The organism is Pseudonocardia yunnanensis (assembly GCF_039534065.1).
GTDB classification, from domain to species: domain Bacteria; phylum Actinomycetota; class Actinomycetes; order Mycobacteriales; family Pseudonocardiaceae; genus Pseudonocardia; species Pseudonocardia yunnanensis.
The window spans coordinates 154,238-168,104 of record NZ_BAAAUS010000043.1; the positions used below are offsets into that span (position 1 = coordinate 154,238).

Sequence of the window (13,867 nt, forward strand, 5' to 3'; positions counted from 1 at the left end):
GGAGCACCCTGAGGTGGTGCTGACGGTCCGCGGCGTGGGATACAAGGCTGGCCCACCATGAGCGTCACGGCCGCCCGTCCGACATGACCGCGTTGCCGCTCGCGGACCGCGCCCGCCGCGCAGCCGCACAGGTCCGCCAGTTCGCGATGGAACTGGCGGATGCGTGGGGCGCGGTCTGGCGGCGGTCGCTGCAGCTGCGGGTCGTGGTCAGCACACTCGTCCTCTCCACCGCCGTCATCGTGGTGCTCGGTCTCGTCCTGCAGACCCAGATCGCGCTGCGGGTGCTGCAGGGCAAGGAGGCCGACACCCTCACGCGCACCGAGGCGGGCGCGGTGCTGCTGGAACGCGATCTGTCCGGTGTCGACCCGAGCCGTGACGGCGCCCAGGGCGATCTGAACAACGCGCTGGACCGGCTGACCAACGCGAGCGTCGCCGACGAGCCCTCGTCCACCGGAGCCGGCGAGTTCCGGGCGGTCCTCAGCACGCCGCGCGGGGAGGGTGCCGGAATCGCCGCAGGCCCCGTGGAGGACGTCCCGGGCGACCTGCGCGACGCCGTCGCCGCGGGCACGCTGTCGAGCAAGTACGTGACCCTCAGCGAGCAGGGCGTGGACATCCCGACGCTGATCGTCGGGCAGCCCGTGCGCACGGCGAACGGCGACCTCGAGTTCTATCTGTTGTTCCCGCTGATCGCCGAGCAACGCACGCTCGGGCTGGTGCAGAGCACGCTGATCGTCGGCGGGCTCATCCTCCTGCTGTTGCTCGCAGGGATCGCGGGGCTGGTCACACGGCAGGTCGTACGGCCGGTCCGGCAGGCCGCGGAGATCGCCGAACGGTTCGCCGACGGGCACCTGGACGAGCGCATGCCGGTGCAGGGCGAGGACGACGTCGCACGGCTCGGAGAGTCCTACAACGAGATGGCGAGCAGTATCCAGAACCAGATCCGCCAGCTCGAGGAGTTCGGTGCGCTGCAGCGGCGGTTCACATCCGACGTCAGCCACGAGCTGCGCACGCCGCTGACCACCGTCCGGATGGCGGCCGACGTGCTCTACGCATCCCGGGAGCACCTGCTGCCCGCGTTGCGGCGCAGTTCCGAGCTGCTCGTCTGCGAGCTCGACCGGTTCGAGGCGCTGCTCGCCGACCTGCTGGAGATCAGCAGGCTCGACGCGGGCGTGGCCGAGCTGGGCGCCGAGCGGGTGGACATGCACGGGGTGGTGATGCGGGCGGTCGAGGCCGTGCGTGGATTCGCCGACGAGAGCGGCACCCCGCTCGAGCTGCGGCTGCCCACCGGCGCGTACGCGGAGGTCGACCCGCGCCGGGTGGAACGGATCGTGCGCAACCTGGTGGCCAACGCGATCGACCACGGCGAGGGTCGGCCGGTGAACATCACGCTGGCCTACGACGAGCACGTCGTCGCGGTGCTGGTACGCGACCACGGCGTGGGGTTGCGCCCGGGAGAGGCTGAGCTGGTGTTCAACCGGTTCTGGCGGGCGGAGGAGTCGCGGGCGCGGCGCAGCGGCGGAAGCGGGCTCGGTCTCGCGATCGCCATCGAGGACGCGCGGCTGCACGGAGGATGGCTGCAGGCCTGGGGTGCGGTCGGCCAGGGCGCAGCGTTCCGGTTGACGTTGCCGCGCACGCTCGACGAGCTCGTCGAATCCAGCCCGTTGCCGCTCGGCCCCGACCCCGCACCCGCCAGCGAGGTCGTGCCGTCCTCCGTGCCGTCGCCGACGCCGCCCCCGGTGCCGACGCCGCCGCGCGGGCGCCCCATCACGGTCGTGCCGTCGTGGTCCGACGACGGCGTCGACACCGCCAACCGGCACGCGGACCTTCCGTGACCCACCGACGGTTCTGTTCAGCGCTCGCCCTGATCCTCGCGCTCACGGGGCTGGCAGGCTGCGCGAGCGTGCCCGAGAGCTCACCGGTGCAGGTGCTGCGCGAGGTGAGCGACGGGGAGGGCGGCACCCTGCCCGCAGGGCCCGTCGAGGGCAGCAACCCACTCGACCTGGTGCGCGACTTCGTGTTCGCCTCCGGCAGCAGCGCCGCCGAACACGGCTTGGCACGTCGCTTCCTCGCGCCCGACGCCGTGGAATGGGACGACGCCGCGAGCCTCACCATCCTCGACGGGCAGTTCGACACCGTGCCCGCAGCCGGGGCGCAGGATCCGAACTCGGGAGTCACGACGATCCGGATCCGCGGCACGGCGGTCGGCCGTCTCTCGTCCTCCGGGGCGTTCGAGCCGGAACAGGCCACGTTCCAGCAGGACGTCACCGTCGTGCGTCGCAACGGCCAATGGCGCATCTCCAACGTGCCGGCGGGCGTCGTCGTGCCCTTGTCGATCTTCCGGGACAACTACCGGCAGGTGCGCACCTGGTTCGTCGACCCGGTCCGCAGGCTCGCCGTGGCCGACCTGCGCTACGTGCCCAGCGTGCCGGCGAGGGCACAGCCCGCCAGAGCACTCGAGCTCCTGCTCGCCGGGCCGTCCGAGGCGTTGCTGGACGCGGCCGTCTCGCAGCTCCCGCCGGGAGCGCAGCTGCGGTCCAACGCCGCCGTGGGTTCGGACGGTGCGCTGATCGTCGACCTCACCGGGGTCGGCGACCTCGACGAGCCCGCGCGGCAGCTCCTGGCAGCCCAGGTGGTCCTCACGCTGTCCGAGGTCAACGTGGCGCGTGTGCGGCTGCTCGTGGACGGCGAACCGTTGCTGTCCGGCACACCCGAGCTCACGCGTGAGGACGTCGCAGCGCTCTCCGCAGAGGTACAGCCCGGTGCCGACGTGCCCGGCGTGGTCGTCGCGGGTGGGAGGGTCCGGCAGCTGGACGGTCCACAGCCGAGCGCACCGCTGCCCGGCCCGGTCGGCAACGGCGCCTACGACGTGGAGTCCGCGGCGACCACGGGTGACGGCCAGCGGCTCGCCGCCGTCGTCCGGATGGGCGGACGGCGCGCGCTGCTGGTCGGCGGGGGAGCGGGGGGAGCGGTGTCCCCCGTGTCGCTGGACGCTGCGACGATGACCCGTCCGTCCTGGACGCCCACGGGTGGCGAGGTGTGGACGGTCCTCGACGGGGCCGTCGTCGCAAGGGTGCTCGTCGACGGCACGGGGCCGGCCCGTACCGGCCAGGTCAACGCCGATCAGCTGACCGCCCTCGGCCCGATCCGCGACCTGCGGCTCTCCCGCGACGGGATGCGCGTGGTGGCGGTGGTCGGCGGGGCGCTCTACACCGCCGCTGTGGCTCGCAGCATCGACGGCGAGGTGGCCATCCGCAACATCCACCGCCTGCGTCCCGACGACCTGGGCGAGGTCGTGGCGGCCGACTGGCGCTCGGCGGAGTCGATCGTCGCGATCACGCGTGGCACCGACATGCTCGTCGGCCAGGTCTCGGTCGACGGCCTGAGCGTGCAGCAGGTGCTCGGCAACAACCTCACGCCGCCGCTCACGGCCATCGCGGCCGCCGCCAACCGCCCACTTCTCGTCACCGACCAGACCGGCGTGTGGAGCTTCGCGGGCGGTGACCAGGCTGCGTGGCGTCAGGTCCTGGGCGGCGCCCCCGACGCGGTCCCCCTGTACCCCGGCTGACCCCCGCCGCAGCCCGGCGAGCGGGTTGGGGGTGAGTTGTGGATAACTGGCTCGTTCCTCACTGTTCGTGACCGGGGGCGGGTGCACGCTTGGCGGGTGGGGATTCGGGAATTTCGGGCGGCGTTGATCGATCTCGTGCTGCCCGGCGACTGCGCAGGGTGCGGTGATCCGGTGCCGCCGTGGTGTCCGCGATGCAGGGCCGGGCTGGGGCGGCCGGCGTGGCCTGCGCTGCCGGGCGGCCCGGCGGTGCTCGCGGTGGGGCGCTACCGCGGTCCGCTGCGAGCCGCGCTGCTCCGCTACAAGGAGCGGGGCCGCCGCGATCTTGCCGGGCCGCTCGCCGCGCTGCTCGCGGCACCGCTCGACGAGATCCTCCGGCCGCCCGCGATCACGTGGCTGGTGCCGGCGCCCTCCCGTCCGGCCGCCGCGCGCTCCCGCGGTGGCGATCACGTCGTGCGGCTCTGCCGGGCGATGGCGGCCGGGCGGCCCGGCGTGCAGGTGGCCCGGCCGTTGCGGCTCGCCCGCCGGGCCCGCGACTCCGTCGGGCTCGACGCCGTGCAGCGCGCGCAGAACCTCTCCGGGCGCCTGCGCGTGCGGCCCGCGGCCCTGCCGCCGGCAGGAGCGACCGTGCTCCTCGTGGACGACGTGGTGACCACCGGAGCCACCCTCCGGGCCTGCCGAGCGGCCCTCGCGGAGGTGGGTGTGAGAGCCGAGGCGGCCCTCGTGCTGTGCGACGCGACGAAGCGTATGGGCGACGCCGAGTGCCTCGGCCGGATGAGGGCCCCGGAAGCCTGAACGGAGCATGGACTTTTACCGTCCGGCAGTCCTACCAAACGTGTCGAGCACCTATATCACCCATCCTGGGTCACTCTGACGCTCAGCCCTGTTGCCGAACCGTGATGCGCGTTACGGTGCTCCGCATCCGCCGAGGCCCCTATCAGGAGGATCTACCGATCGTGCGCCCGGGGATTCGGTTCCCGGCCGCAGTCTGCAACGCCAACCCGACGCTGAGAGCGAGGGAAGTCTGCGTGGAGATCGTTGTCACCGGCCGAAACGTCGAGGTTCCGGAACATTTCCGGGTCCATGTCGCCGAGAAGGTCGCTCGCCTGGAACGCTACGACCACAAGATCGTGGGCTTGGAGGTGGAGCTCTTCCACGAGCCGAACCGGCGCCAGCTCAAGAGCTGTCAGCGGGTCGAGATCACGGGCAGAGGGTGTGGTCCTGTCGCCAGAGCAGAGGCATGCGCCCAAGATTTCTACGCCGCGCTGGACGCCGCTGTCGCAAAGCTAGAAGGACGGTTGCGCCGCTCGCACGACCGCCGCAAGGTCAACGGCAAGCGCACCCGGGTCATGGCCGGCCGCGGCGCCGCCACTGCGCTCCTCGACGAGCTCCCACCGGCCGACACGTCGGCCGAGGTCGAGGTACCCAGCCCCCGTGGCCATGACGAGCACCTGCCGCCCGACGATCAGCTTCCGGGCCGGATCGTCCGGAGCAAGGTCCACACCGCCGACCCGATGAGCGTGGACGACGCACTGTCCCGCATGGAGCTCGTCGGTCATGACTTCTACCTGTTCGCCGATGCCGACAGCGGCGAGCCCTGCGTTGTCTACCGCCGCAAGGGCTACGACTACGGCATGATCCGTCTCGTACGGTAATCACGCGTACGCCCAGGAGGGGCGGCATGTGTTCCCGACCGGAACGCGTGCCGCCCCTCCGGCGTTGTGCTAAGAGGTATCCGTAGCTTCGCTACCCTGGGCCCGGTGGTTCGCCGGGGCACGGCGGGCTACCGGACGAGAACCCGCGTACTGATCCGCGAAGGCGAATGAGGTCGACCGTGCCGCTTTTGAACCGTCTGCTCCGTGCCGGTGAGACGAAGCTGGTGAAGCGGCTGGCACGCTATGCCGACAGCATCGACGCACTCGAGCCCGAGGTGCAGGCGCTCTCCGACGCGCAGCTGCGCGCGAAGACCGACGAGTTCCGCGAGCGCTACGAGGCCGGCGAGTCGCTCGACGACCTGCTGTTCGAGGCGTTCGCCGTGGTGCGTGAGGCGGCGCTGCGCACGCTCGGCCAGCGGGCCTTCCCCGTGCAGCTCATGGGTGGTGCCGCGCTCCACCTGGGCAACATCGCCGAGATGAAGACCGGTGAGGGCAAGACGCTCACCTCTGTGTTCCCCGCATACCTCAACGCGATCTCCGGCGACGGCGTCCACGTCGTCACCACCAACGACTACCTGGCCAAGCGCGACTCCGAGAACATGGGCCGCATCCACCGGTTCCTCGGGCTCAACGTCGGCGTGATCCTCTCGGAGATGCCACCCGCCGTGCGCCGCGGCCAGTACGCCGCCGACATCACCTACGGCACCAACAACGAGTTCGGCTTCGACTACCTGCGCGACAACATGGCCTGGAAAGCGGCCGACATGGTGCAGCGCGGGCACAACTTCGCCATCGTCGACGAGGCCGACTCCATCCTCATCGACGAGGCGCGCACCCCGTTGATCATCTCTGGCCCGGCGGAGCAGAGCGCCCGCTGGTACCAGGAGTTCGCCCGCATGTCGCCGCTGCTCAAGCGCGACCTGCACTACGAGGTGGACGAGCGCAAGCGCACCGTCGGCGTCACGGAGGACGGCGTCGCGCTGGTGGAGGACCAGCTCGGCATCGACAACCTCTACGAGGCCGCGAACACCCCGCTGGTGGGGTACCTGAACAACGCTCTGAAGGCCAAGGAGCTGTTCAAGAAGGACAAGGACTACATCGTCCGCGACGGGCAGGTGCTCATCGTCGACGAGTTCACCGGTCGCGTGCTGGCAGGCCGCCGCTACAACGAGGGCATGCACCAGGCCATCGAGGCCAAGGAGGGGGTGGAGGTCCAGGCGGAGAACCAGACGCTCGCCACCATCACCCTGCAGAACTACTTCCGGCTCTACGAGACGCTCTCCGGGATGACCGGTACCGCCCAGACGGAGGCGGCCGAGCTGCACCAGATCTACAAGCTCGGCGTCGTGTCGATCCCCACCAACCGGCCGATGGTCCGCAAGGATCAGCCGGACCTGATCTACAAGACCGAGGAGGCGAAGTTCGCGGCGGTCGCCGCCGACATCGCCGAGAAGCACCGTGCCGGGCAGCCCGTGCTGGTCGGCACCACGAGCGTCGAGAAGTCGGAGTACCTGTCGAAGCTGCTGGTGCGGCTCCAGGTACCGCACGAGGTGCTCAACGCGAAGCACCACGAGCGGGAGGCGGCGATCGTCGCCCAGGCCGGGCAGGCCGGGGCGGTCACCGTGGCCACCAACATGGCCGGCCGTGGTACCGACATCGTGCTGGGCGGCAACCCCGAGTTCCTCGCCGACATCGAGCTGCGCGGTCGTGGCCTCGACCCGGTGAACTCCCGCGAGGAGTACGAGGCGTCCTGGGAGGACGTCGTGGCCGCGATGAAGGAGCAGGTCGCGGCCGAGGCCGAGGAGGTCAAGACCGCCGGTGGCCTGTACGTGCTGGGTACCGAGCGGCACGAGTCGCGGCGCATCGACAACCAGCTACGCGGTCGTTCGGGCCGTCAGGGTGACCAGGGTGAGTCGCGCTTCTACCTCTCGCTCGGCGATGAGCTGATGCGCCGGTTCAACGGCCAGCTGGTCGAGTCGATCATGAACCGGTTCAACCTCCCGGACGACGTCCCGATCGAGGCGGGCATGGTCACCAAGGCCATCCGCAGCGCGCAGACGCAGGTCGAGCAGCAGAACTTCGAGATCCGCAAGAACGTGCTCAAGTACGACGAGGTGCTGAACAAGCAGCGCACCGTCATCTACGACGAGCGCCGCAGGGTCCTCGCGGGCGAGGACATCAAGGAGCAGATCGAGCACATGCTCGAGGACGTCATCACGGCGTACATCGACGGGGCCACCGCCGAGGGGTACGCCGAGGACTGGGACCTCGAGAAGCTCTGGACCGCGCTACGCACGCTGTACACCGTCGGCATCCGCTGGGAGGACCTCACCGACGGCCATGACGACAACGGGCTGGCCGATCCCGGCGACCTCACCAAGGAAGCGCTGGCCGAGGCCGTGCTCGCCGACGCGCGTGACGCGTACGCCGGGCGCGAGGCCGAGGTCGACGAGCTCATCGCCCCCCTCGGTGGCATGCGGGAGCTCGAGCGGCAGGTCCTGCTCACGGTGATCGACCGCAAGTGGCGCGAGCACCTCTACGAGATGGACTATCTCAAGGACGGGATCGGCCTGCGGGCGATGGCCCAGCGCGACCCGCTCATCGAGTACCAGCGCGAGGGCTACGACATGTTCTCCGCGATGCTCGAGGGCATCAAGGAGGAGACGGTCTCCTACCTGTTCAACGCCCAGGTGCAACCGGCCCAGCCGGCGCAGCCCGCCGCGCAGGTCCCGCCCGCTGCCCAGGCTCAGCCGGCGCAGCAGGTTTCTGCGCAACCGCAGCAGGCCCCGGTGCAGCAGGCCCCGGTGCAGCAGCCGCAGGTGCAACAGGTTCCGGCTCCGGCCGAGCGCCGGCCGGCGGCGGCGGCATCCGGCGGCCGCCACTCGGCCGACCCGACGGCCACCACCAGCGTGCTGCCGCCGGCCTTCCGCGGTTCCCGTCCGGCGGATCTGCGCTACAGCGGCCCGGCGGAGGACGGATCCGCCACGCGCTCGCGCAGCGGCGATGGTGCGCGCGACGGCAGCCGGGGCGAATCCACGGTGTCCGGCTCCGCCGAGCCGTCGCGCAATCGGCCGTGCCCGTGCGGCTCGGGTCGCAAGTACAAGCAGTGCCACGGCTCGCCCACTGCAGCACGCCCCTGACCTGCGCGGTTCGGGTTCAGCAAAGTCGCAGCGCGGTGCACCGCCAGCCGGTGCCCGCGCTGTCGGCTCGCTCGAAGCGCGCCGCCACTGCGCGCACGCGTCCGTCCATGGCGCACGCCACGGCCACCTCCGCGATGCCTGGCTGCGGAAGGCACAGACGCATGCGGGCGAACCGGGCAGGGGAACGCACGGTGCGCTGCTGCGCAGCCGTGCGCCAGTAACGCAGCACGGACGCCGTGACGTGGTCGGCGAGCTGTGTGGACGGCCTGCGGTGGTCGAGCACCTCCAGCGCGAGCCGCAGGATCCGCGTGATGCTGCGGTGCGCGTCGCCGAGCTCGGCCGCCGACGGCCCGGCCGGCTCCGGCTGCGGCGGGCGCGGCGCCGGGATGGCGGCGACGACTGCGCTCGCTCCGGGGCCCGGTTCGTACGCCATACGTCGCAGCCGCGGCCGTCCGGCTGGGCAGGCGGCATGCTGCGGCGCAGGTAGCGGGGGTGGTGAGGCCAGCGTGGTGGTCACGGCGTCAGAGTGCGACCTGGCGCCGGGCCGCCGAGGTCCGTTGGGGTGATCAGGCGACGAACCGTACGGGCACTGATGATCCAACTTCGTACGGTGTGCCGATGACCGGCGGTTTCTTCGAGCCCGACCCGCAGCTGATGCCGCTTCACCGGCTGCTGTCCCGGGCCGGGCAGGCCGTCTCCCGGTACTCCCGTGAGGTGGTCGCCGCACACGGGCTGACCGTCACCTCGATGGGCGTGCTCGGTGCGCTCGCCGACGGCGAGGCCGTGTCGCACCGCGAGCTCTCCGGGTACCTCGGCGTCGCCCCGGCCACGCTGACCCCGGTGGTGGACGCGCTGGAGTCTGCGGGCGAGTTGGCTCGCGAGCGCGACGCGTCAGACCGTCGGGTGGTGCGGTTGCGGATCACCGAGCGCGGGCGGCTCCGGCTGGCGGGCGCGCACGGGGCCGTGGCGACGGCGTTGCGGAGCGGCCTTCCCCAGCCGTCGCCGCGCGACGCCGAGGTCATCCGCGCCTACCTGCTGGCCGTGCTGGCGGCGGCCACGCGGGCGGAATGACGGTCCCGTCGGCTTTGCCGACCCGTGCCGAGCACCGTGATCGGTTAGGTTAGGGTCACCTCATGCGCTCTGGAAGGGTGGGCCGGCCGTCGGGCCGGTGGATGTCTTGGGGGCTCGTGATGGCCCTCACGGCGGTGCTGGCCACGGGCTGCGCTACGCAGCAGCAGAGTTCGTCCGGCGGCACCGGGAACACGGATGTGGCCACCGGCGGCAAACTGTTCTCCACCGCCGACGAGGCGACCGCGAAGCTGGGGGCCGACGTCGGCCCCGGTGTCTTCCCCCGGACGATCACCCACGCCCGGGGCACCTCGCGGCTGGAGAAGAAGCCGGCCAGGGTGGTCACGCTCGACAGCGGCGAGCTCGACGCCGTCCTCTCGCTCGGGGTCACGCCGGTCGGCATGGCGAACCCCAACGCGAAGGCGCCGTCCTACCTGGCCGACCGCGTCGCGGGCATCACCAGCGTGGGGGACACCAACAACCTCAACCTCGAGGCCATCGCGGCGCTGAAGCCCGACCTGATCCTCGGTAGCCAGCTGCGCGTCGACCAGCTCTACGAGCCGCTCAGCGCCATCGCGCCCACAGTTCTCAGCATCCGCCCGGGCTTCCCGTGGAAGGAAGACTTCCTGCTGGCCGGCGCCGCGCTCGGCGAGGAGACCAAGGCCACCGAGGTGCTCAACGACTACCAGCGGCGGGCCGACGCGGTGAAGGCGTCGTTGGCGGGTGGCGCGCCCGCGATCTCGCTCGTGCGGTTCATGCCCGGCCGGATCCGCCTCTACGGGAACCTGTCGTTCATCGGGGTGATCCTCAAGGACGTCGGCCTGCCCCGGGCGCCGGGCCAGGACTTCGACGAGCTGGCCCAGGAGGTCTCGCCGGAAGTGATCAACCGCGCCGAAGGCGACTGGATCTTCTACTCGAGCTACGGCCCGCCGGAGGCCACGGATCAGGGCGCCGTGGTGAACGGGGAGCTGTGGAGTCGGCTGAACGCCGTGCAGAAGGGCCACGCGCGACCCGTCGACGACGAGGTCTGGTTCCTGGGCCTGGGGCCCTCGGGCGCCATGATCGTGCTCGACGACTTGCAGAAGATCCTCGCCACGGCGTAGTGCTCGGCAGCGGCCCGTCCGACCGGCCGACCTGCAGCAAGATCGTCGTTTCGGGACGGGTAGCCGTGAGGGATGCGGTTGTCGGGCCCGAGGCGTTGATCGTGAAAGCGGCGGGCGGTCGAGGCCGGCCCGGGGCGCGACCCTGCCAGGATTTGTGACGGGTAGCCGTGCTCAGGGCGGTTGGCGGGCGCGGATTGCCGATCATGGGCGGCGGGGTCGGGTAGCGGTGGATAGTGGCCGGCGTCCGGTTTCGGGGTCGGCTATCGCCCGGTGTGCATGATCGTCGTTTCGGGGCGCACAACCGTGCCAGAGGCGGCTGCCGGGTCCGAATTGGTGATCATGAGCGGACCGGATTCCAAGATCGTCGGTTCGGGACGGGTAGCCGTGCCGGACGCGGTTGTCGGGCCCCGAACGTCGATCATGAAAGTGGCGGGCGGTGGGGCCGGCCGCGGTGCACCCCGCCAGAATTTGGGACTGGTAGCTGTGCTCGGCGCGGTTGGCTGGTCCAGATTTGCCGGTCATGGGTGGCGGGATCGAGCTGCGGCGGGTAGGGCTGGCGTCCGGTTTCGGGTCGGCGACTGCCCGGCCTGCATGATCGTCGTTTCGGGGCGCACAACCGGGCTCGGGACGGCCGCCGGGCCCGAATCGTTGATCATGCGCGGCCCGGCTTTCCAAGATCGCCCGTTCGAGGCGGGTAGCCGTGCTCGGGGCGGTTGGCGGGTCCGGATTGCCGATCATGGGCGGCGAGGTCGGGTGGCGGTCGGTAGCGGCCGGCGTCCGGTCTCGGGTCGGCGACTGCCCGGCGTGCATGATCGTCGTTTCGGGGCGCACAACCGGGTCAGGGGCGGCTGCCGGGTCCGAATTGGTGATCATGGGCGGACCGGTTTTCCAAGATCGTCGGTTGGGGACGGGTAGCCGTGCCGGACGCTGTTGTCGGGCCCGGAACGTCGATCATGAAAGCGGCGGGCGGGTCCGGGCCGGCCGGGGTGCGGCCCCCGCCAGGATCGGATCCCCGGTTCAGGGCGGGTAGCTGTGCGCGGTGCGGTTGGCGGGTCCTGTGACTGCCGATCACAGGCGGGATCGGGGCCGGCCTGCATGATCGTCAGATCGGGACGCGCAACCGTGTCCGGCCCGCCTCCCGGTACCCGAACGCCGATCATGAACCGTCACCAGAGTGTGAGGTCGACGGCTGAGGGCGCGTAGCCGTATCGGCTGCCGAGGGCCTGGTCACCGATCACCGGTAATGTGCCTGCGGTGCCGCTGCGTGGGCTGCTGATGGATTACCAGGGAGTGCTCACCGACGGGGCGGCCGTGGTCGAACTGGTCGGGCGGGCCCGGGCGGCGGGTGTGGCCACCGCTCTGGTCTCCGACGCGCACGCCGTGCCCGACGAGTGCGCAGCGCAGTTCGACGCCGTGGTGCTGGGGCCTTCGCTCGGCGTGCGGAAGCCCGACCCTGAGGTGTACCGCCGCGTCGCGGAGATGCTCGGGCTCCCCGTCGCCCAGTGCCTCGTGGTGGACGATCAGCTGCGCAACCTGCGAGGTGCGCGTGAGGCGGGAGCGGTCGTCGTCCACCACCAGGACGCCGTTGCCACCACCGCCGAGGTCGAGATCCTGTTGGAACTGCCGCCCACCTGAGCAGTGATGGTCACGACGTGTCGGCGTCGGACGGCTCTTCCTCCGGCGGCTGGGCCGGGTCGTCCTTTTCGGTCCCTGTGATCATCGACTGCCGCAGCAGGTCGCCGACGGAGTACTCCGATCCGGACCGGCCCAAACAGGTGAGCGCTACCGCGGCGGCGGTGGTTCCTGGCTGCCCGGCGTCGCGTCGGGCGGCGCCGCGCCCTGCGGCGGAGATCCAGGCGGTGATTCGCCCGGAGGCTTGGGCTCGGTCGTGTCGCCGTCGCCCGTCATCTGTTGCAGCTTGTCGACAGCCTGGTCGATCTGCTCGTCGTGGCCCTGCACCTTGGTCTTGGCCATCTCTCCGGCCTTGTCGAGCCCCTGGTCAACCTTGTCGTCGTGTTGATGCAGCAGCTCGCGAAGTTTCTCCATGAGTCCCATTCGTGCACGATGGCCCCGTGGCGCCATCTCCGCAGCGTGGGCTCATGCATTCGGGCGAAGGCGGACGTGTTCGCGCCGCAGCTCGTCGACACTGTTGACGCCGATGAGCTGCAGCGTGCGGACGATCTCACCGGTCAGGATCGCCACGGCCTTCTCCACGGCGAGTCGGCCGCCTGCCATCAGCCCGTACAGGTAGGCGCGTCCGACGAGGGCGGCCCGGGCGCCGAGCGCGATCGCGGCGAGCACGTCGGCGCCGTGGGTGATCCCGGTGTCGACGAGCACCTCGGCGCGATCGCCGACGGCCTGGACGGTGGGCTCGACCAGCTCCAGCGGCACCGGTGCGCGGTCGAGCTGACGGCCACCGTGGTTGGACAGCAGCACGGCGTCGGCGCCCGCGTCGACCACACGGCGTGCGTCCTCGACGCTCTGGATGCCTTTGATCACGAGCTTTCCCGGCCACGTGTCACGCAGCCACTCGACGTCGGCGATCGTGAGCGCCGGGTCGAAGACGCGTGCGATCAGGTCGGCGGGAGTGCCCTCGGTGGACGTGAGGCTCGCGAACTTCAGCGGCTCGGTGGTGAGCAGGTTGAACCACCAGTGCGGGTGCCGGGCGCCGTCGACGAACGTCCGCATCGACAGGGCGGGCGGGATGGTGAGCCCGTTGTGGACGTCGCGGAGCCGGGCCCCGCCGACCGGAGTGTCGACCGTGAGCAGCAGGGTGTCGTAGCCAGCATCCGTGGCGCGCTGCACGAGCTCCTTGGCGGGCGCGCGGTCGCGCCACAGGTAGAGCTGGAACCACTTGCGCGCGCCGGGAGCGGCGGCTGCGACCTCCTCGATCGTGGTGGTGCCCAGCGTCGACAGCGCGTACGGGATGCCCGCCTCCTCGGCCACCGACGCGACAGCACGCTCGCCCTCGTGGTGCATCATCCGCGTGAAGCCGGTGGGAGCGAAGGCGAACGGGAGCGCAGAACGCTTCCCCAGGATGTCGCGCCCGGTGTCCACGGACGACACGTCGCGCAGCACCGTCGGGCTGAACTCGACGCGGGCGTAGGCCTGGCGGGCGCGGAGCAACGAGTGCTCGCCGTCGGCTGCGCCGTCCGTGTAGTCGAACACGGCCCGTGGGGTGCGGCGGCGGGCGATCGCCCGCAGGTCGGCGATGCTCGCGGCGCGCATCAGCCGTCGTTGCGCGGAGTCGCGCACGAACGGTGCCGGCCGCAGCAGCGGGCGGAGCTCGGAGGGACGAGGAAGCCTGCGCTGGACCATCCAGACAGACTAGATCTCATC

11 protein-coding genes are annotated in these 13,867 nt (G+C 71.1%); 8 read left to right on the plus strand and 3 right to left on the minus strand.

Features of this window, described 5'->3' with window-relative positions; all coding sequences use genetic code 11:
- The first annotated feature begins 83 nt into the window (after positions 1-83).
- From mtrB to secA, 5 genes are all read left to right on the plus strand, one after another.
- Positions 84-1,832 carry an MtrAB system histidine kinase MtrB gene (gene mtrB / locus ABD743_RS34215; protein ID WP_379659170.1) on the plus strand — a complete coding sequence of 583 codons (1,749 nt, stop codon included), beginning with the start codon at positions 84-86 and terminating at the stop codon, positions 1,830-1,832.
- Positions 1,829-3,565: an LpqB family beta-propeller domain-containing protein gene (locus tag ABD743_RS34220; RefSeq protein WP_344727202.1), complete on the plus strand. Its 1,737-nt coding sequence runs from the start codon at positions 1,829-1,831 to the stop codon at positions 3,563-3,565. The genes mtrB and ABD743_RS34220 overlap by 4 nt, the downstream gene beginning before the upstream one ends.
- A 96-nt stretch (positions 3,566-3,661) precedes the next feature.
- Positions 3,662-4,357 (plus strand): ComF family protein, encoded by a 696-nt coding sequence (locus ABD743_RS34225; protein WP_344727204.1) that lies wholly within the window; start codon positions 3,662-3,664, stop codon positions 4,355-4,357.
- Positions 4,358-4,590: 233 nt separating this feature from the next.
- Complete coding sequence (gene hpf, locus ABD743_RS34230; RefSeq protein ID WP_344727206.1) at positions 4,591-5,217, plus strand: ribosome hibernation-promoting factor, HPF/YfiA family; 627 nt, start codon at positions 4,591-4,593, stop codon at positions 5,215-5,217.
- A gap of 179 nt (positions 5,218-5,396) precedes the next feature.
- Entirely contained in the window at positions 5,397-8,357 is a 2,961-nt protein-coding gene (secA, locus tag ABD743_RS34235; RefSeq protein WP_344727208.1) for a preprotein translocase subunit SecA, read from the plus strand.
- Between the two features lie 16 nt (positions 8,358-8,373).
- On the opposite strand, the gene ABD743_RS34240 is transcribed toward secA, so the two are convergent.
- A complete protein-coding gene (locus ABD743_RS34240; protein ID WP_344727210.1) occupies positions 8,374-8,874 on the minus strand; it encodes an Rv3235 family protein in 501 nt (166 codons plus the stop codon).
- Between the two features lie 101 nt (positions 8,875-8,975).
- Here ABD743_RS34240 and ABD743_RS34245 point away from each other — a divergent pair, with 101 nt between their 5' ends.
- The 3 genes from ABD743_RS34245 (at position 8,976) to ABD743_RS34255 (ending at position 12,163) form a co-directional block, all read left to right on the plus strand.
- Positions 8,976-9,428, plus strand: coding sequence for a MarR family winged helix-turn-helix transcriptional regulator (locus tag ABD743_RS34245; RefSeq protein ID WP_344727212.1), 453 nt, complete (start codon positions 8,976-8,978; stop codon positions 9,426-9,428).
- Between the two features lie 62 nt (positions 9,429-9,490).
- Positions 9,491-10,528, plus strand: coding sequence for an ABC transporter substrate-binding protein (locus ABD743_RS34250; RefSeq protein ID WP_344727214.1), 1,038 nt, complete (start codon positions 9,491-9,493; stop codon positions 10,526-10,528).
- Between the two features lie 1,254 nt (positions 10,529-11,782).
- Positions 11,783-12,163, plus strand: coding sequence for an HAD-IA family hydrolase (locus ABD743_RS34255; RefSeq protein ID WP_344727216.1), 381 nt, complete (start codon positions 11,783-11,785; stop codon positions 12,161-12,163).
- A 147-nt stretch (positions 12,164-12,310) separates the two neighbouring features.
- On the opposite strand, the gene ABD743_RS34260 is transcribed toward ABD743_RS34255, so the two are convergent.
- A complete protein-coding gene (locus tag ABD743_RS34260; protein ID WP_344727218.1) occupies positions 12,311-12,583 on the minus strand; it encodes an antitoxin in 273 nt (90 codons plus the stop codon).
- Between the two features lie 42 nt (positions 12,584-12,625).
- Complete coding sequence (locus tag ABD743_RS34265; protein WP_344727220.1) at positions 12,626-13,846, minus strand: alpha-hydroxy acid oxidase; 1,221 nt, start codon at positions 13,844-13,846, stop codon at positions 12,626-12,628.
- Between the last annotated feature and the right edge of the window lie 21 nt (positions 13,847-13,867).